Here is a 24,085-nt window from a genome sequence, read left to right on the forward strand (position 1 = left end):
GCCATCACCTCGCGCGGGTGACGCGCAACACTTCCTCGACACTCACCGTGCCTTCGGCCGCCAGTCGCATGCCGTCCTCGCGCAGCGAGCGCATGCCGTGTCCGCCAGCATGCTCGCGCAGCGTCTGTTCATCGGCCCGGTCGTGAATGAGCTTGCGCAGTTCATCGTCCACGGCCAACAATTCATAAATACCCGTGCGTCCCTTGTAGCCGGATCGGTTGCATGCGGGGCAACCGCGCGGCCCATGGAAATGACCCGCCGTGGATACCAGCCCCAGGCTGCGCAGCTGCCCGGCGTTGTCATCCAGTGGCTCGCGGCACGTCAGGCACAGTTTGCGCACCAGGCGTTGGGCGCCAATGCCGATCAGGCTGGAAGCGAGCAGGAATGGCTCGACGCCCATGTCGACCAACCGGGTGACCGCGCTCACGGCATCGTTCGTATGCAGCGTGGTGATCACCAGGTGGCCGGTGAGGCTGGCCTGGATGGCGATCTCGGCGCTCTCCAGATCGCGGATCTCGCCGATCATGACCACGTCCGGGTCCTGCCGCAGGATGGTGCGCAAGGCGCGCGCGAACGTCATCTCGATGCGGCTGTTGATCTGCGTCTGGCTGATGCCGTCGAGGTCGTATTCGATCGGATCCTCGACGGTCATGATATTCAGCGCCTTGGGATCCAGGCGCGACAGCGCAGCGTACAAGGTGGTGGTCTTGCCTGAGCCGGTAGGGCCGGTCATCAGGATGATGCCGTGCGGCTCATGGATCAACGCATCCATCCGGGCCAGCGTTGCCGGAGCCATGCCCAGACGCGACAGGTCCAATCGCCCCGCCTGCTTGTCCAGCAGGCGCAGCACCACGCGTTCACCGTGACCGGTGGGAATCGTCGATACGCGTACGTCGATCGGCTTTCCCGCCGCGCGCAGCGCGATGCGGCCATCCTGCGGCAGGCGCTTCTCGGCGATATCGAGTTGCGCCATGATTTTTATGCGCGACACGATGGCCGTGTGCAGCGCCTGCGCCGGCTCAATCAGATCGTGCAGCGTCCCGTCGATGCGCAAGCGCACCACCGAGCGCGACTCGAACGGTTCGATATGGATGTCCGAAGCACCTTCGTGCAGCGCCTGGGTCAGCAACGCGTTGATCAGACGAATCAGCGGCGCATCGTTCTGGCTGTCCAGCAAGTCCTCGACGCGGGGGATTTCCTGCAGCAGGCGAGACAGGTCGAGGTCTTGCGCCAGGTCGTCCGCCAGCGCGGCGGCGCCTTCGCCGGCACCGTTGTACAAGGTGGAAATACGCTCGTCGAACTCACCGTCACTGATGCGCTCCACCCGAACCGGCACGCCCAGCGCGCGACGCAACTCCGCCAGCGCGCCGGCCGGCGCGTCGCGTCGCATGACCGCAGCGGCACTACTGCCGTCAAGCCCGGTTACCGCCACTCCATAGGTCTTGGCGAAGGCATAGGGTACGGGCGGCTTGCTCACTGCGGGTCGTCCGCGGCGACGGGCAGGTTCGGCAACAGGGGAAGTGGATCGTTGCGATGCACCGCACCGGGTACGGGATCGGCACGTAGTTGTTCGCCGCGAATGTAGTCATACCGCTCGCCGGCCAACGCGCCGGCATTTTGCGAGTCGCGCAGGATGGTCGGACGCAGGAACACCATCAGGTTGGTCTTGGTGCGCGAATGGTTGTTGTAGCGAAACAGGCCACCCAGCAGTGGAATACTCCCCAGCACGGGCACCTTGGACACGCCGCCGTTGACCGCGTCCTGGATCAGGCCGCCCAGCACGATGATCTGTCCATCGTCGACAAGCACCGTCGATTCGATCGAGCGCGTATTGGTGATCACCCCGGCTGGATTGGCGGTGTCGGCCACGCTCGAAACTTCCTGGTAGATCTGCAGGCGCACGACCCCGCCTTCGGATATCTGCGGACGGATTTTCAGGGTCAGGCCAACGTCCTTGCGCTCGATGGTCTGGAACGGCGAGGGCGTCGTCGCCGCCCCCGAGACCGCGTATTGGCCGGTGATGAACGGAACGTTCTGGCCAACCACGATCCGCGCCTCCTCGTTGTCGAGGGTAAGCAAGGTTGGCGTGGACAGGATGTTGGCATTGCTGTCCGTTTCCAGAGCACGCGCGAGCAGGCCCAGGTTGAGGATCTGCTCGCCGCCCACGGTCACGGTTCCGCGCATCGTGCCGATATTCAATCCGGGGCCGGCGCTGGCCGGGTTCTGCGCGATGCCGATGATGTTCTGCCCCACGCCGCCGAAGTTGGTGCCGCCGAACACTTGCGTACCCGACTTCCCGATGCCGCCGAGATCCTGCCACTGGATACCGAATTCGCCGCTCTTGCCCGCGCTGAGCTCGACGATCAATGCCTCGACATAAACCTGCAACCGGCGCGCATCGAGCTTCTCCACCACGGCGCGCAGGTTGTTGTAGATCGCGTCCGGCGCCGTGATGATGATCGAGTTGGTCGCCGCGTCGGCCTGGATGATGCCCGCCGTGCTGACCGCCACTGGCGAGGTGGCGTCACCCATGTCCGACATGCTGCTGCCACCGGCAGACGCCTGCAGGCTGCTGGTAAAACTCGCGCCGGCGCCGGCGCCCGTTGCGTCCGCGTCCGGCGGCATGGGCGAGCCCGAGGTCTGCACCGGCGACGACACGCTGCCCATGTGGATGCCACGCAGGGTTTCGGCAAGCTTCACCGCCTCGGCATTCTTCAGGTGAACCACATGCACGTTGCCGGCCGCGCTGGTCGGCGAATCCAGCATCGCCACGAACTGCCGGATCTGCGCAAGTCGCGCCGGATCCATCGCGCGCACCAACAGGCTGTTGGAACGCGCATCGGCAATAACCGCGATGCGCTGGGTCGGATCGCTACCCTGCAACGTCTTCAGCGCTTGCGCGGCCGGTGCAAACAGGCGGTTGATCGTCCGTGCGGCATCCAGCGCGGAGGCATGTCGCAGCACGATCATCGCGGCGCCCGCATCCTCGGGCTGGTCAATCGCCGCGATGATGCCGGCCAGCCGTTCAAGATTGCCGGCATAGTCGGTAATGATCAGCGTGTTGCTGTCCTGCAGCGCCGTGATGGTGTTGTTCGGTGCAACCAGAGGACGCAGCGTCGGCACCAGTTGCACTGCCGATTGATGACCCAGGGTGAATACCCGCGTCTGGATGGCGTCACTGGCGGCGGGCTGGCCGTGCGCCGCATTGCGATGCAGCTTGGCGTCGCCCTCAGGCAGGATCTTCACCAGGTTGCGATCCTCCACGGCGGTGAAGCCCTGCAGCCGCAACGCCGACAAGAACACGTCATATACGGCGGTACGCGCCACCGGCTGCGCGGAGATGATGTTGACGGTGCCCTTGACGCGCGGATCGAGCACGAAATTCTTGCCGGTGACTTCCGCCATCGCCTTGACCACGCCTTCGATATCCGCGTTGACGAAATTGAGCGTGACGGCATCTTCCGGCGCCAGCGGCGGATTGGCCGGCGCGGCTACGGTGGCACCCGCCCCTGCCGCCAGGGCGGCAACCAGAACGGCTGCCATTGCCTGCAACCAGTAACGTTTCATGCGGATCGACACGGGATGGATGACCTGCGATGTTTCATTGGACGGTGAGGTTTGAGGTGGCAGAGAGAGTTCGCGGCCAAGCCAACGTTTCACGTGCCCCGTTGCGGCGCAGAACCACCCGCTCCGGAAACACGCTTTCGACGCGGATACCCGGTGCGAGATCGCCACCAGCAGGCACCAACCGCGTCTCTTCCTTGCCGAGTTGCAGCAGCGCATGACCGGCCCCTGCCGGCGCCCCTGCCATGACGCCCAACAAGGTGACGGCCAGCGCCGTCGGCGCACCCGGATGAGTCTCGTCCTGTGCCTTGCCAAACAGGTCGCCCGCGTTCGCCAGGCGACCGGCCGGCTCGGAAACCTCCATGGCTTGCGGCAGCGGCGACGGCGCGAACCACGCCCAGCCCCAGTACGCCCACACGAAACCAAGCAGCGCCAACGCACCGACCTTCATCGTAAAGACGATTGACGTTTGCGCGAGCGTGGATCGTCCGAATGGCACGGATGCGTTTTCCTCTGGTGACACGGGTTGGATGGTTACGGCGGCGGACGGGTTCCCGCCGCGTGTGCTCGTCATCGGGTTTCGGGCGAGTTCGCCGCGGATACGTTGCTGAGTGGAGGGCCGAATTGCAGTGCGAAATCACCGTTGGCGCGTTCGATGGCAATCAACCGCAGCAGCGGTGCGAGTTGCGCCTTGTCCTTGGCGTCGACGCGCGCGGTGACCGAGTAATCCGACAGCATCCCGCTGCGCCATGACCCACCGCCGCGCAGCTGCAACGGTCCGCTGCGGGTGTGCAAACTCGCATTCAACGCACCGGCCACGCTGTCGATGCGAAGCGCGTACGTGCCCAGCGGCACCACCGTGGTAAGGGCGGAGCCGGCGTCTTTCCATGTCACGACGGCGTCTGCCCAAACGCCGTCGTCCGTGCGCGTGAACCGGGCGATCCGCACGGCGACATCACCACGCAAACCCAGTGATGCCATGCGCGGCACGGCCAGCCCGAGCGCGGCGGCGGGTACCGAGAAATCGACATCAGCGACGTCGACCCCGTGCGCGGAAAGGTGCAGCGGGAAGCCTGCAGCGTGGTCGATGCTCACCTGGTAGCCGAGACGTCCATGCAGCAGCGAGCGTGGACGCCACACCCAAGCAACGGCCTTGCCGATACCGGTTTGTCTGGCCGGGTCGCGAATCTCCAGCCGGCCGCTGCCCGACCACAACGTGCCTTGCGCCTGAGCCAACCGCAGCACACCGTGCGTTGCGCGCCGCAAACCGCTATCGATGAGCGTGGCGGGCGCCAGCACAACCAGAAACAACGCACACGCCGCCAGCACCACGCCGCCGCCGACGATGCCGCTACGCCATGTCCGGAGCCGTGTCATCGGTGCGACCGTTCGACGGTGGCACTGACACTTACCTGTCCGGGCGTGTCCTGCGACTCGATCCGCACCCGCGAAAAGCGCAGGTGTTGCGTACGCATGTCGTCCGCCCATGCCAGCCATCGGGCAAAGGCGACGTGACCGAACACCAGTTTTACGTGATCCGCATCCATCTGCTCCATGCTTGCCAGCGACTGGCCCAATCCACTGGCGCCCACCTGGCGCTGCACCAACTGGCGCAAGTCCGCCGTCGTCGACGCAGACGCTGGCGCCGCGCGGAGCCGCGTGATTTCCGCCGCCTGCCGATCCTGGCGACCGGCCTGCGCCTGCAACCGGACCACCGCCGGCAGCAGCTTTGCCCGCGCCTGCGTCGTCGACAGCAGCAGCCACCCGTACATCAACAGCCCAAGGCACAGCGCTACCGCAACCATCAACTGGCGTTCGGAGGGTGAACGCGATGCCCACCACACACCCAGCACGGGTTTCCAGGTGAGTTTTTTCATGGTGACCTCAGCGTCAATGTCACCGTGCCGTTGGTGGCGCGATGCGCCACTGGCACCGTGTCGACGGCAAACCCGGCCTCCGTCAGAAGCTGCTGGACCTGACGCGCAAGCGCATCACCGGGCGCCTTCAGTTCCAATGTCATGCGTCCATCCTCATAGGACAGAGCGCGCAATTGCGTGGTCGGCGCAGAAGCCAACGCCTCTGATACCTTGCCGAGCATGACCGGGAAATCACCGACATCGGGTTGGTTGGCACCATGCCGCGCGCGGGCCAGCTGCCGGCGCATCTGCAACACGGGGTCGGCCACGGCGACGGCATCGGGAAACAGCGCGCGGAAGCGCGCCTCCATCTGCTGACGCAACTGTTGTTGTTCACTGGCCAGGCGCATCCGATCAGCAAACAGTGCAACCGAATGCAGCAACAGCGCCGCCAGCAGGATCCAGCCGACTTGACGCCAACGCGCAACCATCGCCATGGACAAATGCCGGCGCCGACGGCCCTGATCGAGTCCGGCCCCGGCCGACATCGGCGCCGCACGCGCCTCCGGCGCAGAAGCCATCCGCAGGCTTACGCCCAGCTCCTTCTGCCACGTCTCCAGATCGGGTTTTGCCTCGGGCACCGTCAGGTACAACGTGATGGTGGCCGGCACCGAGGCGCGCGCCCGCGCCTCCAGCAGCAGCTGTATCAGCATCAGCGGCGGAGTTTGCCGGTCGCCGCAATCGGTGGCGCCGCCTTCGAACTCACCGATCCGCACATGGCCTTCCTGCCCGTTCCAGCACAGGCTCCACCCGCCGTATTGCAACGGCAACATCAGCGTCTCGCAATGCAAGCTATCGACCAAGATACCGACGGCGGCAAGCGCATCGCGCCATGCCTGCAGCCGCGACCGGTCCACCACCGCCAGCACGTCCTCGCCGTCCAGCCGCCCCAGGATACTCACCTGGGTGCTATCCGGGTCCGAGGCCAGTCGTTCCTCGACCGCGTAAGCCAGCAGCGCGGCGGATCGATGCTTGCCTGTCGACGGCAACCTCGCGCGCACGAGCAACACGTCGCTGGCCGCGAGCACCAGCTCGACCCGCGCGGCCCCCGGCGGCAATTGGGCCAGCGCGCCCGCACCAGGATGCGCACCGGCGTCGTTGAACAGTACCCATCGGCACGACGCGGGCGTCGCCGACAGCGAGCAAAAGATGCGCAGCATGTTCACGGGTATTTCCGCCAGACGACATCAGGCCAGCGCATCGCACGGGTTCGCGCCAGCAGCCATTGGCCGCGTGCTTGGGTCTTGCCGTAGCTCACCCGCACGCTGACCAGGAAGTAATCGCTACCGACGCGAATATCCCCTCCCGGTACGGCGGCATCCCTGCCGAGCTGACTCAGGAAGTCGGCGTTGTTGCGATAGAAAACACCGTCGCGGCGCGCCACCAGCATGCGCGCCGACGCCAGATCCAGGCCGTCGACGACCGCCGCCAGCACCTCGGCCGGCGCCGTGTTGACGTTGAGCGCGGTCGTGCCGGGCAAGGCCGCCACAAACGGTGCGAGCCGCGCACGCACATCACCGTCGAAACCACGCACCAGCGCCAGCTCATCCAGGTTGACCAGCGGCCGATTGGCGGTGAGGTGGGGATGGCCAAGCGATGCGTAGTACGCGTCCTCCGCGCCACCCGCCGGTTGCGGGACATCGTCGGCGTCAAGCCAGTCCGCCATGGCGCCGGCCAGCTCCACCTGCAGGCCGAGGATCGACAACAAGCGCTGGAAGCGCGCGTACTGGGTGAGATCGAGCTTGCCGTGGCGGATCAGGTTGTTGAGGTTGAACAGGCCTTGCTGGTCCTCGATGCGGCCACCGAGTTCACCGTTCTCGAACGGTATCGATGGCAGCTGCAAGGCCCACGGTTCCCCGGCATGGTCGATGGCGCCGCTGCGGCGGCGGTCGTCGTACAGCAGCGCCCGGGCCCAATCGCCGCCGGCATCGACCAGCTCTCGTGCCTCCACATGATCTGCAAGCAGTTCGGCCTGGCGCGACCAGGTACTCAAGGCGACCAGCATCGCCGTAGCCGCCACCGCTGAGAAAGCCATGATCGCCATCGCCATGAGCAACGCCGCCCCACGCTCGTGCTGGTTCATGTGCGCAGCGCGAACACGCGCACCACGGTTTCGCCGGAGTCGAACTCGATGCGCAGACGCACCGCCCGTGGCAGCGCCGGGTCACTCGACACGGTGGGCCAGCTGCGGCTCCAGGCCAGTGCCGGGCCCATGTATTGCAGGTCGAAACGACGCACGCCCCGCAGCACCACGTAACGCGCCGGCGGCGCGGCGCCGGCAAGATCCAGCCCGGGCCAGATCCACAACTCGACCTGATGGGTATCGTTGATGCCATAACCCACGCGGTGCGGGGTATCGATGCCGTCGGTCCCGGCGAAACGACTGAACTCCACCAGCGGCGCGCGCACCGCATCGCCCCGACCCAGCCACGCCGGCATGGTGCCCGACGCGTTGCGTACCGGACGCGGCGCGGCCAGCCGCAGATCGCCTTCGAAACGGGTGAAGAACGACACGGTCTGCCGCCACCTCGTGGACTCCGTCTCGATGTGGTTGCGCGACGCCACCACCACGCCAAGCCCGCGATAGGCCATCAGCGACAGCAGCGACAGCACCAGCAGCGCCGCCAACAATTCGATCAGGGTGAAGCCACGCGCTTCGTCGACGGTCACCGTCCACCTCCCGCAGGATTCGTTACGAAGCCCACCGTGTGCGCGAGAGCATGGGCCGGACGTGCCGGCTCGAACACGAAGACGTCGATGCGCCGAAACGCCGGATTCGGCGTCGCGGATACCTGTTCACGCCAGCCAAGGTCCAGATCACCCTGACGCTGTATTCCCGTCCGCATGCCAACCGGCAACCAGTCGCCACGCGCGTGATGTTCGGCCAGGCGGTCGGTGGCAACCCAGCCGGCAAACAGGCGGGCGCGCAATTCACCGAGGTGATTGGAACCCTGCGCCGCCACCCGCAGCACCGCCAGCAGCGACACCGCGACAATGGCCAGGGCTACCAGTACCTCGACCAGGGTGAACCCGTGCGCGCTAGTTCGCCGCCATGTCGCCATAGGTTTTCCCCAGTCCCGGCGCAATGCGCAAATCGCCTACCGGTGAGGCCGCCACGCCGTAGTGTTCGTCGTCCAGCGCCAGGTCCAGCGAGAACGCGGACATCGCACCACTGGCGGGAAACTCCAGGCGCAACACCGCTTGCGGCGCACCAGCTTCATTGCGCAATTGCGATATCACCATGGCCTGCGGCAGCTGCCGGGCGCGCAGCACGTCGTCAGCGCGAATCGCCACCCATGCGCCATCGCCATCCTGCCGCCAGAACTCATAACCCAAGCCATTGGACGTCCAGACGATGGCGACACCCGTGATGCGCGCCTCCTGTCCGGCAAGCTCAAACAGTTGGGCCAGCCGCGCGGCTTCGACACGCAACACGTCCCGATGACCCGGCTGCAGCCGGGCACCGACCGTGCCAACGAGGATGCCCATGATCAGCACCACGACCAGCATCTCCAGCAAGGTGAATCCATCTGCGTCGTCATGGATCGTGGGCTCGAACATCTGCATTCGCCCCTCACAATGTCCACGACCCAGGATCGGCATCGTTGCCTTCACCACCGGGCGCACCGTCGGCACCCAGGCCATAGACATCGATCTCCCCGTGCACGCCGGGATTCAAGTACTGGTAGGGCTGACCCCAGGGATCCCTGGGCAAGCGACCAACGTAACCCTCGGGATTCCAGTTGGGCGGCACAGGCTCGGATTCCGGCCGGCGCACCAGCGCCTGCAGCCCCTGCTCGGTGGTTGGGTAACGCTGGTTGTCCAGCCGGTAAAGCTGCAAGGCCTGCATCAGACTCGCCACGTCCTGGCGCGACGCGGCAGCTCGCGCCTCGTCCGGCCGACTCATCACCTTGGGCACCACCAACGCTGCCAGGATGCCGAGGATCACCACGACCACCATCAATTCCAGCAGCGTGAAACCACGTTGGGATGGAACACGGATTGACACGTTGGCGTCCCCCTGAATGCATGGAAGAAGTACGGCCAGGACACTCGATCATGTCGAGCATGCATGCGGACAAGAAGCCAGATCGGCTCCCGTGCCGATCTGGCTGGGTGGGTTCGACGAACGGCACATCGACGCCGTCTCGGGTTACAGGCTTGGGATGCACGCCGTCGCGTTGAGGTTCCCTGCAACGCAGGCGGGAACCTTCCCACCGCCGCTGCGTCTGCTGGTGAACAGGGGCAATGAATCCGACGCCGTGAAAGTCCGTCCGGATATCGCGCCACGTGGATCACACGGATCGTTGCACGTCGAATGTGTTTCAGGTGCCGGCAGGTATCTGCTGGCCGGGGCGTCTCGCCCGCAAGAAATGCTTCGCGCCGAGAGGTTGTGATTTTTTCAACCTCTCATGTCGGCCAGGGACGACCGATCGCGAGTCGGTCACGCAAGTAACTGATTCGCGTGAGCACGTCCGGGCATGTACCGGACGTGCGGTGGAGGAAAACCACAGGACGTGATTTTCCTGACAGGACCTGAGTGATCGCATCCAACAGAGAGGGAAAGCAATGAGCAGATACATGCGAAAGAAATGGTTGCCGGGAGCCTTGTCGCTCGCGCTTGGCGTCGGCCTTGCCGGTTGCGGCGGCTCCGGCCACAACGGTCAGGCATCGACGCCCACCGCGCCGCAAGTCCCTGCCCTGAAGGTGGTTTCCACCATGCCCGCCAATGGCGCCACCGACGTGCTGAACACCGCCGAGGTCAGCGCCACCTTCGACCAGTCGATCGATACAGCGACACTCAAGAACGCGAACTTCAACGTGAACTGCCCGGCCGACGCGGAACCGTTTGGCTCGGTCGTCTACGACGACGCCACCCGAAAAGCGACCTTCGTGCGCATCACCGAGTCACCCACCAATCTGCCGCAGTCGGAGGTAGCTGAACCGATGCAGGCGGACGTCACCTGTACCGCAACCATCACGACAGGCATCAAGGGGGCCGGCGGTGCCGCATTGGCGACGGATTTCGTGTGGACCTTCTCCACCGTGGCAGACACGGCGTTCCTCGACGAGGGCAAGCGGATCTTCCGCTTCGACACGTTCGGCGATGAGACCACCTGGACTGACACCTTGCAGATGAACGAGGTCATCCAGACTGCCGTCGACCCGGCCACCGCGCTGGCCGTCGGCCTGAAGGTCGACGCCGAGGCGCTGCCGCAAGCGGTGGTCGACGGCATCATCGACAAGAGCATCAGCCTGACCGATCCGCAGACCACTCTCGCCCTGATCAGCCTCGATGCGGTGGTCGGAATCAAGGGCACGGTGGCGACGGCCGCCGACGGCAAGATGACGCTGACGCGGGTCGGCATCACCTGTGCGCTGTGCCACTCCAACGTCGACAATTCATTCGACCACGGCATCGGCAAGCGGCTTGACGGCTGGCCGAACCGCGACCTGGACCCGGGCTTCATCATCTCCCTGTCGCCGGCACTCACCGTCGAGCAAAGGGCGGTCTACAAATCGTGGGGCCCGGGCTTCTACGACCCGCGCTTCAACATCGACGGGCTGAATGGCCCGCAGGTGATCACGCCGGCGTATGGCCTGCAGAACATCCACAAGATCATCGCAACCGGCGATGGCGACGACCTTGCCTACTGGAACCGCTATGTCGGCGTGACCCAGATGGGTGGCCACGGCAACTTCACCGACGCGCGCGTGGGCACGGGTATCGACATCACCAACGGAACCGACGACCTGATAACGGCCAAGCTGCCCGCATTGCAGGCTTATCAGCTGTCCATCGCGGCACCGCCCGCACCGGCGGGCAGTTTCGATACGGCCGCCGCCACGCGCGGCAAGGCGCTTTTCGAAGGCAAGGCCGGCTGCAGCACCTGCCACAGCGGACCGGAATTCACCGACGCCAACGAGCGCCTGCACAGCCCGGACGAAGTGGCCAGCGAGCCTGAGGCGACCGGTGTGCCGAGCTATGCATCGCGTACGGCAACCAGGATGTATCGCACGACGCCGTTGAAGGGTGCGTGGCAGCATCCGCCGTACTTCCACAATGGTTCGGCTGACACACTGGTAGACGTGGTCAACAAGTACAACGCCAAGCAGTCGCTTGGCCTGACCGGCGCGGAAGTCGATGATGTCGCGCAATACGTGAAGTCGCTCTAGGGCGACTGGCGGCGCGTGACTGCGGGGAGATGAAATGGGGGCGACCTTGTACGGGTCGCCCCCATTTCGCGGCCCGCAAGCGTCGGCTCGCACCTCCGTCATCAGGGCCGGCACGGATAGCCGCCATTTGCACAGTGGATCAATCGTTGCCCGGGCAACGGAGGCTCCATGGGAGCAAAACGAGCGGTGTTTTCGCCATCGTCGGCGATTTCATATCCGGTCGTGCCGCAGGCGGCTGATCGTCGGAGCCAAAAGTGGCTTCTGCCACGAGCCGTGCCATCAGCGTGCTCGTCAAGCAAGCACAACGCACACCCAGGAACGGAAAGGTTTCCGACAGCATGTTGCCAAGCGTCTCGTCCAGCGATTTGCACAGCAACCGGCGCGCCCTGAACAGTCGCGTCTTTACGGTTTGCGGCTTGATCGACAGGCGGGCAGCGGTTTCCTCCACGCTGCACTCCTCGATCGCACGCAACCTGAAAACCTGGCGATACGGGTCAGGCAGATGATCGATCGCGCGCTTCAGCAAACGGCGAATCTCGACTTGGGCCGCGAGCGACACCGGATCGCCGTGCGCGGAACGGGACGGGCCAACCCAGTGCGGGTCCACGGGCGACGAATCGATCTGATCGATCCCGACCATGGCATGTCGTTTGCGCAAATGGGTGCGTGCCTCGTTGAGCACGATACTGACCAACCACGTACGCAAGGGCGCATCACCACGGAACGAATCAAACCGGTGATACGCCCGCATGAAAGACTCCTGCACGACGTCTTCCGCTTCCGCATCATCATTGAGCACGCCACGCGCGATGCGATGCAACTGCGGGCCATAGCGCTGCACGACGTGCCGAAACGCCTCACGGTCGCCACTTCTCACCAATGCAACGAGCGCGGCGTCGTCCAGCGCTGGGGTATGGGTCGATATGACATTCGCGGGCGGCGGCTCGGCTTGCTGCATGTTCCGTTGGATGCGATGGCGGCCCTGGCGGTTCCGCCATCGTTCCACCGTCATCGCGGATACCCGCTTTCATCGGGTCGGATTCGTTTGCCGCGGCCCCGGCTCAGGCACGCCGTGCCGGACGAGACCGATCACCCGACCGCCGCTCGTCGTTCAACCGTCGCGCTAGCGGCACTGCGCCGCATGGACAAGCGGCCACACCATTGCGGACAATCACGGAGATGACTGCCGCCCGTACCGTTGCGCCCCTGCTTGAAGCGCGGGCCGTGAGTTTCCATCGCCAGGACGAACCGGTGTTCGTGCCGCTGGATTTCCAGCTGCACACGGGTGAATTGGCCCTGGTCGAGGGCGACAACGGCAGTGGCAAGACCACCTTGCTGCGCATGCTCGCCGGCCTGCTCCACCTGGGTGCCGGCGAGTTGCTGTGGCGCGGTGAAGCGTTGCAACGTGACCTCTGCGCCGGCGACATCCTGTTCCTCGGCCACCAGCTCGGCCTCAAGGCCGACCTCAGCCCGCGCGAGAACCTGCGCGTCGCCACCGGCCTGCATGGCACCCGCGATGGCACGGACATCGCCTCCCTGCTCGCCGAGATCGGCCTGCGAGGTTATGAGGACGAACCCGTGCGCCGCCTGTCGGCCGGGCAGAAGAAGCGCGCGGCGCTGGCCCGGCTGGCGATGCTGCCGGCGACGCTGTGGCTGCTGGACGAACCCTATGCCAACCTCGACCGTGCCGGCATCGCGCTGGTGAACGACATGCTGGAGCGGCACACCGGTGCAGGCGGCGCGGCGATGGTGACCAGCCATGGCATGGTGAGCTTCCACGGCGGTGAGCCGCGACGGATCCGCATGCATGGTTGATGCACGGCACATCGGGCGCAGGCTCCTCGCCCTGCTCGCAGGGGACAAATCGGTAGGACTGCCGATTTGCACGGCGTCAGCCGCCCGAAGGGCGAGGGCCATGGATGGCCCGAGTGCAGGTTGGGAGGGGGTCGCGCTTCGCGGAAAAGCTGTACCCCTCCCCAACCCTCCCCTGCGAGCAGGGGAGGGAGCAGAAGCATGAGCCGGCCAAGCCTCACCACCGCCTGCGCCGCGATGCTGCGCCGCGACCTCACGCTGGCCTGGCGTCGCCGCGGCGATATCGCGATGCCGGTGCTGTACGCGCTGATCGTCACCATGCTGTTTCCGTTCGCGCTGGGGCCGGAGGACACCTTGCTGCAGCGGATCGCGGGCGGCGTGGTGCTGGTTACCGTGTTGCTGGCGATGTTGCTGGCGCTGGATGCGATGTTCGCCAGCGACATCGAGGATGGCTCGCTGGAACAACTGGTGCTGGCACCGCAGCCGCTGGCGCTGATGCTGGGCATGAAGATCCTGGCCCACTGGCTCACCATCGCCCTGCCGCTGATCGTGATTTCGCCGCTGATGGCGGCGCTGCTGCACCTGCCCGCGCCGGTCATCCCGGTGTTGTTGCTGGCCTTGCTGCTGGCCACGCCACTGCTCAGCCTGCTGGGCGCGGTGCTGGTTGCGCTGACGGTCGGCACCCGGCGCTCTGGTATGCTGCTCGCCTTGATGTTGCTGCCTTTGTGCGTGCCGGCCGTGATTTTCGCCGCGGGCGCGGTAGCTGCCGCCCAGCAGGGTCTGCCCTGGCTGGCACCGATCAGCTGGCTTGCCGCCGCACTGGTATTGGCTGTGGTGCTGGCGCCGCTGGCTTGCGCCGCGGCCCTTCGTATTGCCCTGGATTCGTGATCCCTATGGCTAACTGGATCCCCCTCTGGTTGCACCGGCTCAGCTCGCCGCCAACCTTCTATCGCTTCGCCGGAACGCTGCAGCCGTGGGCGATGACGCTGGCCCTGCTGCTGGGCGCGATCGCGCTCTATGGCGGCCTGGTGCTTGCGCCCGCCGACTACCAGCAAGGCGACGCCTACCGCATCATTTTCATCCATGTGCCCAGCGCGTGGATGAGCATGTTCATCTACGCGGTGATGGGCGTGGCCTCGTTCATCGCGCTGGTGTGGCGGATCAAGCTGGCCGAAGTGGTGGCGATGGAGTCGGCGCCGATCGGCGCGGCGTTCACTTTCATCACCCTGGTCACCGGCTCGCTGTGGGGCAAGCCGATGTGGGGCACCTGGTGGACCTGGGATGCACGGCTCACCTCCGAGCTGGTGCTGCTGTTCCTGTTTCTCGGCGTGATCGGGCTTTATCGCGCCTTCGAGGATCGCCGCCAAGGCGCGCGCGCCGCGGCCTTCCTGGCCATCATCGGCATCATCAACGTGCCGATCGTGCATTTCTCGGTGAACTGGTGGAACACCTTGCACCAGGGCAGCACGGTCAACGTGTTCGGCAAATCCACCATGTCCTGGGACATGCTGTGGCCGCTGCTGACGATGACCCTGGCCACCAAGTTCTACTACGCCGCCAGCCTGTTCCGGCGTGCGCGCACCGACCTGCTTTCACTGGAAGGCGGCAAGGACTGGGTGCGGCAAATTGCCCAGGACGAGGACGCGCGATGAATGCCGTGCAAAGCTTTCTGGCGATGGGTGGCTATGCGGCCTATGTGTGGCCCGCCTACGCGGTGTTCTTCATCGTGCTGATTGCCGACACGATCGCGCCGCGTCTGCGCCGGCAGCGTCTGCTGCGTGAACTTCGCGCCCGGTTTGCCCGTCAAAGCGCCCGCCAGCCACAGGCCGGCAACGGTTCCTCTCCCACACCACCAGCCGCCATCGACGGTCAGTGAGCATCATGAATCCCACCCGCAAGCGCCGACTCACCATCGTTGTACTGGTTGCCGTGGCCGCCGCCGTGGCTGCCGGCCTGGGCGTGTACGCGCTGCAGAACAACATGAACTACCTGCTGACGCCCAGCCAGGTGCAGTCGGGCCAGGCGGCGAGCTACACGACATTCCGCCTGGGCGGCATGGTCAAGGCCGGCTCCATCCAGCGCAGCAGCGATTCGCTGAAGGTGACGTTCACCGTGGTCGACGCCGGCGGCGCCATGCCGGTCGAATACACCGGCATCCTCCCCGACCTGTTCCGCGACAACCAGTCGGTCATCGCCACCGGCCACATGTCCAACGCCCGCTTCATCGCCACCGAAGTGCTGGCCAAGCATGACGAAACCTACATGCCCAAAGAGCTGAAGGACGCGATGGCGAAGGCGCATGCCGAAAAGCCGGGAATCGAGAAAGCCGGGAATCGGGAATAGAGAATAGGAAAAGCCATGTATGCCAACTCTTGTTGCCACTTCCTGCACCGAAGTACGCCGAAGCGGCGGAGCGCCTTGCTCTTGACCATTCCCTATTCCCCATTCCCCATTCCCGGCACAAACCCATGACCCCCGAACTCGGCCAACTCGCGCTTATCCTCGCCTTGCTGCTGGCGCTGGCGCAGGGCGTCTTGCCGTTGATCGGCGCGTGGCGTGGCAATCGCGCACTGATGGCGGTGGCGCGGCCGGCGGCGGCGGGACAGGCGGTGTTCGTGGCGATCGCGTTCGGCATCCTGGTGTGGGCGTTCCTGCGCTTCGATTTCTCGGTGCAGTACGTGGCCGACAACTCGAACCTGGAACTGCCGTGGTATTACCGCATTGCCGCGGTGTGGGGTGCGCACGAGGGTTCGCTGCTGTTGTGGATCATGATCCTCAATGTGTGGACCGTGGCGCTGGCGGCATTCAGCCAGAAATTACCCGAGGTTTTCGCTTCACGCGTGCTGGCCGTGATGGGCCTGGTCGCGGTGGGTTTCCTCGCCTTCATCATCTTCACCTCGAATCCGTTTGGACGGCTGTTGCCGATGCCCGGCGATGGCGCGGACCTGAACCCGGTGCTGCAGGACCCGGGCATGACCTTCCACCCGCCGATGCTGTACATGGGTTACGTGGGCTTCTCGGTGGCGTTCGCGTTCTCGATCGCGGCCTTGCTGGGTGGTGAACTGGAACAGGCATGGGTGCGCTGGGCGCGCCCGTGGACCAATGTGGCGTGGGCGTTTCTCACCTGCGGCATCGTCGCCGGCAGTTGGTGGGCATATGCCGAGCTGGGTTGGGGCGGCTGGTGGTTCTGGGACCCGGTGGAAAACGCCAGCTTCATGCCCTGGCTGGTCGGGCTGGCGCTGATCCACGCGCAGGCGATCACCGAAAAGCGCGGCAGCCTGCGGGCGTGGACGATCCTGCTGTCGATCTTCGCGTTCTCGCTGAGCCTGCTGGGCACGTTCCTGGTGCGCTCGGGCGTGCTGACCTCGGTGCACGCCTTCGCCTCCGACCCGCGCCGCGGCGTGTTCATCCTGGCCTTCCTGACCATCATCGTCGGCGGCTCGCTGCTGCTCTATGCGCTGCGCGCGCCGAAGGTCGCCGCGGGCAAACCGTTCAACCTGCTGTCGCGCGAAACGGCGATGCTGATCGGCAACCTGATGTTTGCGGTGGCGGCCGCGATGGTGCTGCTGGGCACATTGTTCCCGCTGATCGGCGATGCGCTGCACATGGGTCGCATCTCGGTGGGCCCGCCCTACTTCGGTTTCCTGTTCCCGCTGTTGATGCTGCCGGTGGTGCTGCTGTTGCCGTTCGGCCCGTTCCTGCGCTGGGGCAAGGGCGATGCCGGCGTGCTGAAAAGCATGCTGCTGCGCGTGACCATCGCCGCGCTGGCCTGCGCCATCGTGGCGGCGTTCTTCGTGGACGGTCACATGAAGGCGATCGTGGGCGTGGCCGCGGCAGTGTGGATCGGCGTGGGCGTGCTGTTGTACGCGTACAAGCGCTGGCGCGAAGTACCGCGTGGCCGCCGCTATCCGGCCGAGATGGCCGGCATGCTGCTGGCGCATTTCGGCGTGGCGGTGTTCGTGGTCGGCGTGTTGCTGTCCGAATCGCTCAGCGTCACCAGCGACGTGCGCATGGCGCCGGGCCAGACCCAGCACATCGGCAGCTACGATTTCCGTTTCGACGGCGCGCACCGCACCACCGGGCCGAACTGGCGTGCCGACCAGGGCGTGGTCACGGTCACCCGCGACGGCAAGGACATCGCCGTGATGCACCCACAGAAGCGCACCTATCCGCGCGGCCAGGTGCAGACTGAATCGGCGGTGGATGCCGGCATCACCCGCGACTTGTACGTGGCGCTGGGTGAGCCGATGGACGCGGGCAACATCGCCGGTGCATGGTCGCTGCGGCTGTACTACAAGCCGTTCGTGCGCTGGATCTGGGCCGGCGGCCTGCTGATGATGCTGGGCGGTTTTGTCTGCGCCGCCGACAAGCGCTTCCGCCTCAAGCGCACTGTCACCCGTGCGGAGCCAGCCATTGAAACGCGCCTGCAGGAAACCCGCGCATGAGTCGGCTGCTGCCCTTCATCGGCTTCATGCTGCTGGCCGCGCTGTTCGGCTTCGGCATCTGGTGGAACACCCAGCACGATCCGAACGCCATCCCCACGCCGCTGCTGGACAAGCCCGCACCCGCGTTCAACCTGCCCAAGCTGTACGAGCCGACGCAGACGGTGAGCAAGGCCGACCTGCTGGGCAAGCCTTACCTGCTCAACGTGTTCGCCAGCTGGTGCATCGAATGCGGCGTGGAGCACCCGGTGCTGCAGGCCGAGGGCCCGACGCTGGGCGTGCAACTGGTGGGCTACAACTACAAGGATGCGCCGGCCGATGCCAAGCGCTGGTTGGCGGAACATGGCAGCCCGTACGCCGTGGTGATCGCCGACGAACCCGGCCAGACCGCGATCGATTTCGGCGTCTACGGCGCACCGGAGAGTTTCCTGATCGATGCGCGCGGCGTGATCCGCTACAAGCACATCGGGCCGCTTACGCCGGAGGTGGTGGCGAAGGAATTGAAGCCGGCCATCGCGGCGCTGCGCAAGGAGACCCCGTGATGCGTCTTTCACCTTGCGGGAGCGGTTTCAGCCGCGATGTTCTTGGCATGCTCCGACAAAAGGCATCGCGGCTGAAGCCGCTCCCACAGGGATCTCTCCTGCGATTGTTGCTGGTCATCCTGTTCGCGTTTACCGGCACGTTGCACGCCCAGGCGATCGAGCCGATGCCGTTCGCCAACCACGCGCAGGAGTTGCGCTTCCAGCACCTCACCCATGAGCTGCGCTGCCCGATGTGCCAGAACGAAACGCTGGCCGACTCCAACGCACCGATCGCGCGGGACCTGCGCAACCAGATCTTCAAGATGATGCAGCAGGGCAAGACCGACGACGAGATCAAGCAGTACCTGGTGGCGCGGTATTCCAAGTTTGTGCTGTACGACCCGCCGCTGACACGCGGCACCTGGCTGTTGTGGTTTGGTCCGCTGCTGATCCTGCTTGGTGGCGCCGGCGTGGTGCTGGTGGCCATACGCAAACGCGGCCGCATGCCGGCCAATGGATCGTCGGGGCCACGCCCCTCGATCGACAACGGGGATGATTGGTGAAAATCGCTTTCTACATCGCCGCCGCGGCGATGATCGCCGTGGCGCTGGCGGTATTGCTGCTGCCATTGATGCGATACGGCCGCACGTCCACCCGGCCACGCGCGGTTTTCGCGCTGGCCCTGGTCATCGCGCTGGTGCTGCCACTGGGCACCGCCAGCCTGTATCTGATGGTGGGAACGCCGGTGGCGCTCAATACTATCCAGGCCCAGGCGCCGGTCAGCATGGAGCAGGCGCTGGTGCAATTGCGCACGCACCTGACCGAGCAGCCCGATGACGTGCGGGGCTGGATGGTGCTGGCGCAGACCAACAGCATGCTGCACAGCCCCGCGGACGCGCGCGACGCCTACGACCACGTGCTCAAGCTCGCGCCCAACAATGCCGAGGCCATGGTCGGCTGGGCCGAAGCTGATTCGATGGCGCGCAGCGACCACCAGATCACCGGCCGCGCGCTGGAGCTGCTGAAGCATGCCGTATCGCTGCAACCAGACAGCCAGCGCGGCCTGTGGCTGCTCGGTATCGGCCAGTTCCAGCAGGGTGACTACAGCAACGCCGCCGCCACCTGGCGGGTGCTGCAGCCGCAGTTGGAACCGGGCTCGAAGGTGGCCGAAGCGGTGGCCATGCAGATCGGGGTAGCGCAATCCCGCGCAGGAAAATCGCCGGCCGGCGCGTCTTCGGTCGGCGCCGCGGCAACCGCAGAGCAACCCGCGCTGCGGGTGCAGGTGTCACTGGCGCCGGCGCTGGAAAAGAAGCTGAAACCCGGCGACGTCGTGTTCGTCTACGCCCGCGCCGCGGGCGGTCCGCCGATGCCGCTGGCCGCGGTCAAGCGCGACGCCGGCAAACTGCCACTCGAAGTCACCCTGACCGACGCCATGGCGATGACGCCTGCCGCGCGGCTGTCGTCCGCGACCAAGGTGGAAGTGGGCGCGCGCATCAGCCACGACGGCCAGCCCATCGCCAGCGAAGGTGATCTGGAAGGCAGCGCCGGCATCGTCGACGTGAACCGCCGCACGCCGGTCACCCTCGTCATCGACAGGGTGCATCCATGAAAGGCCCCGCCACCGCGCGCGACGCGCGCCGCTACTTCGCCCTGCCCTCACCGTTTCGCATGAAGCGTGGCGGCGAACTGCACGGCGCCAGCGTTGCCTACGAAACCTGGGGCGAGCTGAACGCGGCGCGTGACAACGGGTTGCTGATTCTCACCGGCCTGTCGCCCAGCGCCCACGCCGCCTCGTCCGCCAACGACCCCGCCCCCGGCTGGTGGGAAGGCATGATCGGGCCGGGCAAGGCGATCGACACCACGCACTGGTTCGTCATCTGCGTGAACTCGCTGGGCAGCGACAAGGGCTCGACCAGCCCCGCCTCGATCGACCCGGCCAGCGGCGAACCGTACCGGCTGAACTTCCCCGACCTGGCACTGGAAGACGTTGCCGAAGCCGCGCACGCCACCGTCAGCAGCCTGGGGATCGACCAGCTCGCCTGCCTGATCGGCTGCTCGATGGGCGGCATGAGCGCGCTGGCCTACATGCTGCTGCACCCCGGCAGCGCGCGTGCGCACATCAGCGTGGACACCGCACCGCAGGCGCAGCCGTTCGCCATCGCCATCCGCTCGCTGCAGCGCGAGGCGATCCGGCTGGACCCGCGCTGGGACGAGGGCGGCTACGACATCCACGCCCAGGACGGCGACCGCTACCCCGACATCGGCATGAGCATCGCCCGCAAGCTGGGCGTGATCACCTATCGTTCGGCGATGGAATGGAACGGCCGCTTCGCCCGCATCCGGCTCGACCCGGAACAACGCGACGACGATCCGTTCGGCCGCGAGTTCCAGGTCGAGTCCTATCTTGAAGGGCACGCTCGACGCTTCGTGCGCCACTTCGATCCCAATTGCTACCTCTACCTGTCGCGCGCCAGCGACTGGTTCGACATCGCCGAATACGGCAACGGCAGCGTGCACGAAGGGCTGCAACGCATCCGTATCGAGCGGGCGATGGTGATCGGCGTCAGCACCGACATCCTGTTTCCGCTGGAGCAACAGGAGCAGATCGCCAAGGGCCTGGAAGCGGCTGGCGCCACGGTGGATTTCGTGGCGCTGGACTCCCCACAGGGGCACGACGCGTTCCTGGTCGACATCGAAAACTACAGCCGCGCCATCGGCGGCTTCCTCGACCGATTGCGCGCGGATTGACCCGCTGGCGGGGCTCGACCGCGCCCAACGAACCCGGCATAATGCGTCGCTCACATGCCGGTGTGGCGGAATGGTAGACGCGGCGGACTCAAAATCCGCTGGCAGCGATGTCGTGTAGGTTCGAGTCCTATCACCGGTACCAATGATGGCATCCAGCGTTCTTCGCTGGATGCGCTGAAACGAAAAAGCCCGCTTCGCGCGGGCTTTTTCGTTTCAGGTGTTTCGCGGGCGGACTCAGCTCCTGGAGGCTTCCGAAGCGGCGCCCTTCAGCGTGCCGGCCAGCGCCAGCTCGTCGACCATCCGGTACAGCTCGTCGCGGTGATAGGGCTTCTGCAACGTGGGATGTTTCTGCCAGCGCTCCGCCAGGCCTTGTACGCCGTAGCCGGTGGAAAACGCAAACGGGATGCCGCGCTCCATCAGCACCTCCGCCACGGGGTAGATCTCCTGACCGTTGAGGTTGACGTCCAGGATGGCCAGGTCGAACGCTTCGTGCTGCGCCGCCTGCAACGCCTGGTCCAGGTGCGCCAGCGGACCGATCAGCGCGTGGCCCTGGTCGATGAGGATGTCTTCGAGCAGCATCGCCACCAGCATCTCGTCTTCCGCCAGCAGGATGCGCCGCGGCGGGGTGGTTTGCGGTGGCAGGGTTCGCGAAGGCGCCGTCATGCATCGTGCCCGGTTGCAACGGTGGACGAGCCACATATCGAGAGCGTCGCGTCGAAACGTCCGCAGCGGACGGGGTGCGGTCGCAACGCAATGATCATCTCGGGAGTCATGGCACCTCCGTAAAAAACTGCAAGCGGGTGGATTCCACCAGCGTGCATGTACGACAGGGGTTGTCATTTTTGCAGATGCGGCAGGCCATGGGTAGCGGCGACGTCACAGCTCGCGCACCACTCGGAACCCCACCCTGCCGCTGCGCACGGTGGCGTCCACGCCCTGCCGATACGCCGAGCGCTCCTGGTCCGGCGAACTGCCCCACGAACCGCCGCGCACCACACGCGCCGTGCAACCGGGGTTGATCCAGGCGCCGCCATTCACCGGTGCGCGGTTGTAGTTGTCGTGCCAGCAATCGGCGACCCACTCCGACACGTTGCCGTTGATGTCGTACAAGCCGAACGGGTTGGGTGCGAATTTCATCACCGGCGCCGGCCCCCAATAGCCGTCGCGATAACCGCGGAACGCATGGCTCCAGCGCCGGCCGCTGGGCGAGTGGTCGCCCGACCCGGTGAGGTTCTCCACCGTCTTCCGCGGCGTGCCGTCGCCCCACCAGTAACGCGTCGTGGTGCCGCCGCGCAGCGCGTATTCGAACTCGGCCTCGCTCGCCAGGCGATAGATCTTGCCCGTGCGCTCGCCCAGCCAAGCCGCGTAGGCGCTGGCGTCGTTCCAGGAAACATTGACCACTGGCAGGTCATCCGCCGCCTTGCCGCCGGCGTAGTCGTCCTCCCAGCTCGCATCGGCATCGTCGCGCATGGTGCCGCTGCGCTCGTCGTAGACACTGGCGCCGCCGAGTTTCTCGGAGTCGGGGCGATAGCCACTCGCACGCACGAATTCGCGGAACTGCGCCACCGTGATCGCACTGCGGGCCATCGCAAAACCCGTCGCGATGGTGACGGCATGCTGCGGCGTTTCCGCATCGTTGTGACCGGGCTCGCTGGCCGGGGAACCCATCTGGAAGCTGCCGGTGGGGATGACCACCATCGTCGGCGTCTTGCCTGGCAAGTCGATGTAGTGGTCGTTGAACACCTGGCCCGGGCGGTAGCTTGCGTACAGGCGCGCGTTGACCAGTTGTTCGTCGAACTCGTCCAGCGACGACAGGTGGGGATCGACGTCACGCGCCTGCCGCGCCAGCTTTTCGGCCAGCGCAAGATTGCCGCCATCCAGCGCCGAGCGCGCCTGGGCCAGTATCCCGTTGGCGCGCTGACCGCGAATGTCGTCGACCCGCTTGCTCACGTCCTGCCACTGCTGCGAGCCGGGGTGGATCTCGGCCGCCCGCGCCAGTTCCTTGTCGGCTTCGTCGAACTTGTTCTGCGCCACCGCCGCCAGCGCACGATCCAGCACCACGCGCTGCACCTGGAAAATACCCTGCTCCGCCACCGCGTTCTGCGGATCGAGCTTCTGCACTTCGCGATAGGTATCCAGCGCGCTGTCACCCGCCGGCTGATCGGCCTTGCCCTGCTGCAACTGGCTGGCCGCCTTGGCCAGCATCGGGCGCATGGTGAGCAGCGTCTTCAGCTGGGTTTCCAGTTGCGCCACGTCATCGCTGGCGTGCGGCAGTGTGCGCAGCGCATCGAGCAATTCCACCGCGCCTTCGGCGTCGCCCACGGCAATATCCTGCCCGATCTGCGCAACCAGCCGCGCACGCACATCAAACAGGCCTTGCGCGGCGCGGCGACTGTCCGGCTTTTCCTTCAACGCCTGGGTGAACAACGCGGCGGCGCTTTCCTTGGCGCCCACCAGCTCGCCGGCGCGCAACGCCTTGGTGGCCCGCGCCAACAGTGCGCGCACCGCCGGCGGGTCCTCGCTCAACTGCTCGGGAAGATGCGCGTTGCCATGTTTCATGCGCGCGGCGATGACACTGGCCGGCGCCAGCGTCATCGGCGGGCCGGCATTGACCTCGGCGATCGCCGGTACCTGCTCACGTTGCTGCTGCCCCGCGTTGGGGCCGCCCAGCGACATGCCGCGCGGAGTCGTCTGTTCGGGAGTGACGTGAAACAGCCGCGGAAAAAAGTGATAAGTCAGCGCGAACGCCAGCACCAGTACACCCAGCGCGCCACCCATGGCGCGCTGGCGGCGCAAGACGGTATTGCTTGGCATGGGTTGGGCGTCCTCGGGGCGGCCTGTTATGGTGCGCTGCTCACCTTAGGCACAAACTGCTGGCAGGGCAATCTGCCCGTCGCACATCCTG

25 protein-coding genes and 1 tRNA gene are annotated in these 24,085 nt (G+C 65.8%); 12 read left to right on the forward strand and 14 right to left on the reverse strand.

Going from position 1 to position 24,085, the window contains the following annotated elements; translation table 11 throughout:
• Positions 1-4: 4 nt before the first annotated feature.
• The 11 genes from gspE to gspG are packed head-to-tail and all read right to left on the reverse strand — an operon-like array spanning position 5 to position 9,489.
• Positions 5-1,477, reverse strand: coding sequence for a type II secretion system ATPase GspE (gspE, locus tag ACFPK0_RS09960; protein ID WP_377340451.1), 1,473 nt, complete (start codon positions 1,475-1,477; stop codon positions 5-7).
• The gene (gspD, locus tag ACFPK0_RS09965; RefSeq protein WP_377340453.1) at positions 1,474-3,567 is read right to left on the reverse strand and encodes a type II secretion system secretin GspD; all 2,094 of its coding nucleotides are present in this window, start codon (positions 3,565-3,567) and stop codon (positions 1,474-1,476) included. Before gspD ends, gspE begins: the two co-directional genes overlap by 4 nt.
• A 34-nt stretch (positions 3,568-3,601) precedes the next feature.
• Positions 3,602-4,138, reverse strand: coding sequence for a type II secretion system protein N (locus tag ACFPK0_RS09970; RefSeq protein ID WP_377340455.1), 537 nt, complete (start codon positions 4,136-4,138; stop codon positions 3,602-3,604).
• The gene (gene gspN / locus ACFPK0_RS09975; protein ID WP_377340457.1) at positions 4,135-4,941 is read right to left on the reverse strand and encodes a type II secretion system protein N; all 807 of its coding nucleotides are present in this window, start codon (positions 4,939-4,941) and stop codon (positions 4,135-4,137) included. The genes ACFPK0_RS09970 and gspN overlap by 4 nt, the downstream gene beginning before the upstream one ends.
• Entirely contained in the window at positions 4,938-5,441 is a 504-nt protein-coding gene (gene gspM / locus ACFPK0_RS09980; protein WP_056078066.1) for a type II secretion system protein GspM, read from the reverse strand. The genes gspN and gspM overlap by 4 nt, the downstream gene beginning before the upstream one ends.
• Positions 5,438-6,640: a type II secretion system protein GspL gene (gene gspL / locus ACFPK0_RS09985; RefSeq protein ID WP_377341193.1), complete on the reverse strand. Its 1,203-nt coding sequence runs from the start codon at positions 6,638-6,640 to the stop codon at positions 5,438-5,440. Before gspL ends, gspM begins: the two co-directional genes overlap by 4 nt.
• Before the next feature lie 2 nt (positions 6,641-6,642).
• A complete protein-coding gene (gene gspK / locus ACFPK0_RS09990; protein ID WP_056078061.1) occupies positions 6,643-7,563 on the reverse strand; it encodes a type II secretion system minor pseudopilin GspK in 921 nt (306 codons plus the stop codon).
• On the reverse strand, positions 7,560-8,150 hold the full coding sequence (locus tag ACFPK0_RS09995; protein ID WP_056078059.1) for a type II secretion system protein GspJ: 591 nt from the start codon (positions 8,148-8,150) through the stop codon (positions 7,560-7,562). The genes gspK and ACFPK0_RS09995 overlap by 4 nt, the downstream gene beginning before the upstream one ends.
• A complete protein-coding gene (gene gspI / locus ACFPK0_RS10000) occupies positions 8,147-8,542 on the reverse strand; it encodes a type II secretion system minor pseudopilin GspI (RefSeq protein ID WP_056078057.1) in 396 nt (131 codons plus the stop codon). Before gspI ends, ACFPK0_RS09995 begins: the two co-directional genes overlap by 4 nt.
• Positions 8,520-9,041 carry a GspH/FimT family pseudopilin gene (locus tag ACFPK0_RS10005; protein WP_377340461.1) on the reverse strand — a complete coding sequence of 174 codons (522 nt, stop codon included), beginning with the start codon at positions 9,039-9,041 and terminating at the stop codon, positions 8,520-8,522. Before ACFPK0_RS10005 ends, gspI begins: the two co-directional genes overlap by 23 nt.
• Positions 9,042-9,054: 13 nt before the next feature.
• Positions 9,055-9,489 (reverse strand): type II secretion system major pseudopilin GspG, encoded by a 435-nt coding sequence (gene gspG, locus ACFPK0_RS10010; protein ID WP_082520088.1) that lies wholly within the window; start codon positions 9,487-9,489, stop codon positions 9,055-9,057.
• 572 nt (positions 9,490-10,061) lie between these two features.
• Here gspG and ACFPK0_RS10015 point away from each other — a divergent pair.
• Positions 10,062-11,657 (forward strand): Ig-like domain-containing protein, encoded by a 1,596-nt coding sequence (locus tag ACFPK0_RS10015; RefSeq protein WP_377340463.1) that lies wholly within the window; start codon positions 10,062-10,064, stop codon positions 11,655-11,657.
• A gap of 139 nt (positions 11,658-11,796) precedes the next feature.
• Here the strand turns inward: ACFPK0_RS10015 and ACFPK0_RS10020 are convergent, their stop codons facing one another.
• The gene (locus ACFPK0_RS10020; protein WP_377340465.1) at positions 11,797-12,669 is read right to left on the reverse strand and encodes an RNA polymerase sigma factor; all 873 of its coding nucleotides are present in this window, start codon (positions 12,667-12,669) and stop codon (positions 11,797-11,799) included.
• A gap of 167 nt (positions 12,670-12,836) precedes the next feature.
• Between ACFPK0_RS10020 and ccmA the strand changes: the two genes are divergently transcribed.
• The 11 genes from ccmA to ACFPK0_RS10075 all read left to right on the forward strand — a co-directional run bounded on the left by ccmA (position 12,837) and on the right by ACFPK0_RS10075 (position 21,322).
• Positions 12,837-13,472: a cytochrome c biogenesis heme-transporting ATPase CcmA gene (gene ccmA / locus ACFPK0_RS10025; RefSeq protein ID WP_056078048.1), complete on the forward strand. Its 636-nt coding sequence runs from the start codon at positions 12,837-12,839 to the stop codon at positions 13,470-13,472.
• Positions 13,473-13,670: 198 nt separating this feature from the next.
• A complete protein-coding gene (ccmB, locus tag ACFPK0_RS10030) occupies positions 13,671-14,357 on the forward strand; it encodes a heme exporter protein CcmB (protein WP_056602807.1) in 687 nt (228 codons plus the stop codon).
• Between the two features lie 5 nt (positions 14,358-14,362).
• A complete protein-coding gene (locus tag ACFPK0_RS10035) occupies positions 14,363-15,121 on the forward strand; it encodes a heme ABC transporter permease (RefSeq protein WP_056602805.1) in 759 nt (252 codons plus the stop codon).
• The gene (ccmD, locus tag ACFPK0_RS10040) at positions 15,118-15,345 is read left to right on the forward strand and encodes a heme exporter protein CcmD (RefSeq protein ID WP_056602803.1); all 228 of its coding nucleotides are present in this window, start codon (positions 15,118-15,120) and stop codon (positions 15,343-15,345) included. The genes ACFPK0_RS10035 and ccmD overlap by 4 nt, the downstream gene beginning before the upstream one ends.
• Positions 15,346-15,350: 5 nt before the next feature.
• Complete coding sequence (gene ccmE / locus ACFPK0_RS10045; RefSeq protein WP_056078037.1) at positions 15,351-15,812, forward strand: cytochrome c maturation protein CcmE; 462 nt, start codon at positions 15,351-15,353, stop codon at positions 15,810-15,812.
• A gap of 125 nt (positions 15,813-15,937) precedes the next feature.
• Complete coding sequence (locus ACFPK0_RS10050; protein WP_377340470.1) at positions 15,938-17,914, forward strand: heme lyase CcmF/NrfE family subunit; 1,977 nt, start codon at positions 15,938-15,940, stop codon at positions 17,912-17,914.
• On the forward strand, positions 17,911-18,453 hold the full coding sequence (locus ACFPK0_RS10055) for a DsbE family thiol:disulfide interchange protein (protein ID WP_056078032.1): 543 nt from the start codon (positions 17,911-17,913) through the stop codon (positions 18,451-18,453). Before ACFPK0_RS10050 ends, ACFPK0_RS10055 begins: the two co-directional genes overlap by 4 nt.
• 47 nt (positions 18,454-18,500) lie before the next feature.
• Complete coding sequence (locus ACFPK0_RS10060; RefSeq protein WP_200946305.1) at positions 18,501-18,995, forward strand: cytochrome c-type biogenesis protein; 495 nt, start codon at positions 18,501-18,503, stop codon at positions 18,993-18,995.
• A complete protein-coding gene (locus tag ACFPK0_RS10065; protein ID WP_377340473.1) occupies positions 18,992-20,041 on the forward strand; it encodes a tetratricopeptide repeat protein in 1,050 nt (349 codons plus the stop codon). The genes ACFPK0_RS10060 and ACFPK0_RS10065 overlap by 4 nt, the downstream gene beginning before the upstream one ends.
• Positions 20,038-21,180 (forward strand): homoserine O-acetyltransferase MetX, encoded by a 1,143-nt coding sequence (gene metX / locus ACFPK0_RS10070; protein WP_377340475.1) that lies wholly within the window; start codon positions 20,038-20,040, stop codon positions 21,178-21,180. Before ACFPK0_RS10065 ends, metX begins: the two co-directional genes overlap by 4 nt.
• Before the next feature lie 56 nt (positions 21,181-21,236).
• A tRNA-Leu gene (locus tag ACFPK0_RS10075) sits at positions 21,237-21,322 on the forward strand.
• Between the two features lie 92 nt (positions 21,323-21,414).
• On the opposite strand, the gene ACFPK0_RS10080 is transcribed toward ACFPK0_RS10075, so the two are convergent.
• Both ACFPK0_RS10080 and ACFPK0_RS10085 read right to left on the reverse strand, forming a co-directional pair.
• Positions 21,415-21,843 carry a response regulator gene (locus ACFPK0_RS10080; protein ID WP_056602799.1) on the reverse strand — a complete coding sequence of 143 codons (429 nt, stop codon included), beginning with the start codon at positions 21,841-21,843 and terminating at the stop codon, positions 21,415-21,417.
• Positions 21,844-22,056: 213 nt separating this feature from the next.
• Positions 22,057-23,994: an SUMF1/EgtB/PvdO family nonheme iron enzyme gene (locus ACFPK0_RS10085; RefSeq protein ID WP_377340478.1), complete on the reverse strand. Its 1,938-nt coding sequence runs from the start codon at positions 23,992-23,994 to the stop codon at positions 22,057-22,059.
• Positions 23,995-24,085: the final 91 nt, after the last annotated feature.

This window comes from Rhodanobacter ginsenosidimutans, assembly GCF_042655685.1.
Classification (GTDB): domain Bacteria; phylum Pseudomonadota; class Gammaproteobacteria; order Xanthomonadales; family Rhodanobacteraceae; genus Rhodanobacter; species Rhodanobacter ginsenosidimutans.

Coding starts and splice junctions, on each gene's coding strand:
- ACFPK0_RS09970 (WP_377340455.1), bottom strand. CDS start 4,138: ATGACGAGCACACGCGGCGGGAACCCGTCCGCCGCCGTAACCATCCAA.
- ACFPK0_RS10060 (WP_200946305.1), top strand. CDS start 18,501: ATGCTCCGACAAAAGGCATCGCGGCTGAAGCCGCTCCCACAGGGATCT.
- gspL (WP_377341193.1), bottom strand. CDS start 6,640: ATGCTGCGCATCTTTTGCTCGCTGTCGGCGACGCCCGCGTCGTGCCGA.
- ccmD (WP_056602803.1), top strand. CDS start 15,118: ATGAATGCCGTGCAAAGCTTTCTGGCGATGGGTGGCTATGCGGCCTAT.
- ACFPK0_RS10005 (WP_377340461.1), bottom strand. CDS start 9,041: ATGTTCGAGCCCACGATCCATGACGACGCAGATGGATTCACCTTGCTG.
- ACFPK0_RS10080 (WP_056602799.1), bottom strand. CDS start 21,843: ATGACGGCGCCTTCGCGAACCCTGCCACCGCAAACCACCCCGCCGCGG.
- gspN (WP_377340457.1), bottom strand. CDS start 4,941: ATGACACGGCTCCGGACATGGCGTAGCGGCATCGTCGGCGGCGGCGTG.
- gspI (WP_056078057.1), bottom strand. CDS start 8,542: ATGGCGACATGGCGGCGAACTAGCGCGCACGGGTTCACCCTGGTCGAG.
- ccmA (WP_056078048.1), top strand. CDS start 12,837: ATGACTGCCGCCCGTACCGTTGCGCCCCTGCTTGAAGCGCGGGCCGTG.
- ACFPK0_RS10015 (WP_377340463.1), top strand. CDS start 10,062: ATGCGAAAGAAATGGTTGCCGGGAGCCTTGTCGCTCGCGCTTGGCGTC.
- ACFPK0_RS10085 (WP_377340478.1), bottom strand. CDS start 23,994: ATGCCAAGCAATACCGTCTTGCGCCGCCAGCGCGCCATGGGTGGCGCG.
- ACFPK0_RS10050 (WP_377340470.1), top strand. CDS start 15,938: ATGACCCCCGAACTCGGCCAACTCGCGCTTATCCTCGCCTTGCTGCTG.
- ACFPK0_RS10055 (WP_056078032.1), top strand. CDS start 17,911: ATGAGTCGGCTGCTGCCCTTCATCGGCTTCATGCTGCTGGCCGCGCTG.
- gspD (WP_377340453.1), bottom strand. CDS start 3,567: ATGAAACGTTACTGGTTGCAGGCAATGGCAGCCGTTCTGGTTGCCGCC.
- ACFPK0_RS10035 (WP_056602805.1), top strand. CDS start 14,363: ATGGCTAACTGGATCCCCCTCTGGTTGCACCGGCTCAGCTCGCCGCCA.
- gspM (WP_056078066.1), bottom strand. CDS start 5,441: ATGAAAAAACTCACCTGGAAACCCGTGCTGGGTGTGTGGTGGGCATCG.
- ccmB (WP_056602807.1), top strand. CDS start 13,671: ATGAGCCGGCCAAGCCTCACCACCGCCTGCGCCGCGATGCTGCGCCGC.
- ccmE (WP_056078037.1), top strand. CDS start 15,351: ATGAATCCCACCCGCAAGCGCCGACTCACCATCGTTGTACTGGTTGCC.
- metX (WP_377340475.1), top strand. CDS start 20,038: ATGAAAGGCCCCGCCACCGCGCGCGACGCGCGCCGCTACTTCGCCCTG.
- ACFPK0_RS10020 (WP_377340465.1), bottom strand. CDS start 12,669: ATGACGGTGGAACGATGGCGGAACCGCCAGGGCCGCCATCGCATCCAA.
- gspK (WP_056078061.1), bottom strand. CDS start 7,563: ATGAACCAGCACGAGCGTGGGGCGGCGTTGCTCATGGCGATGGCGATC.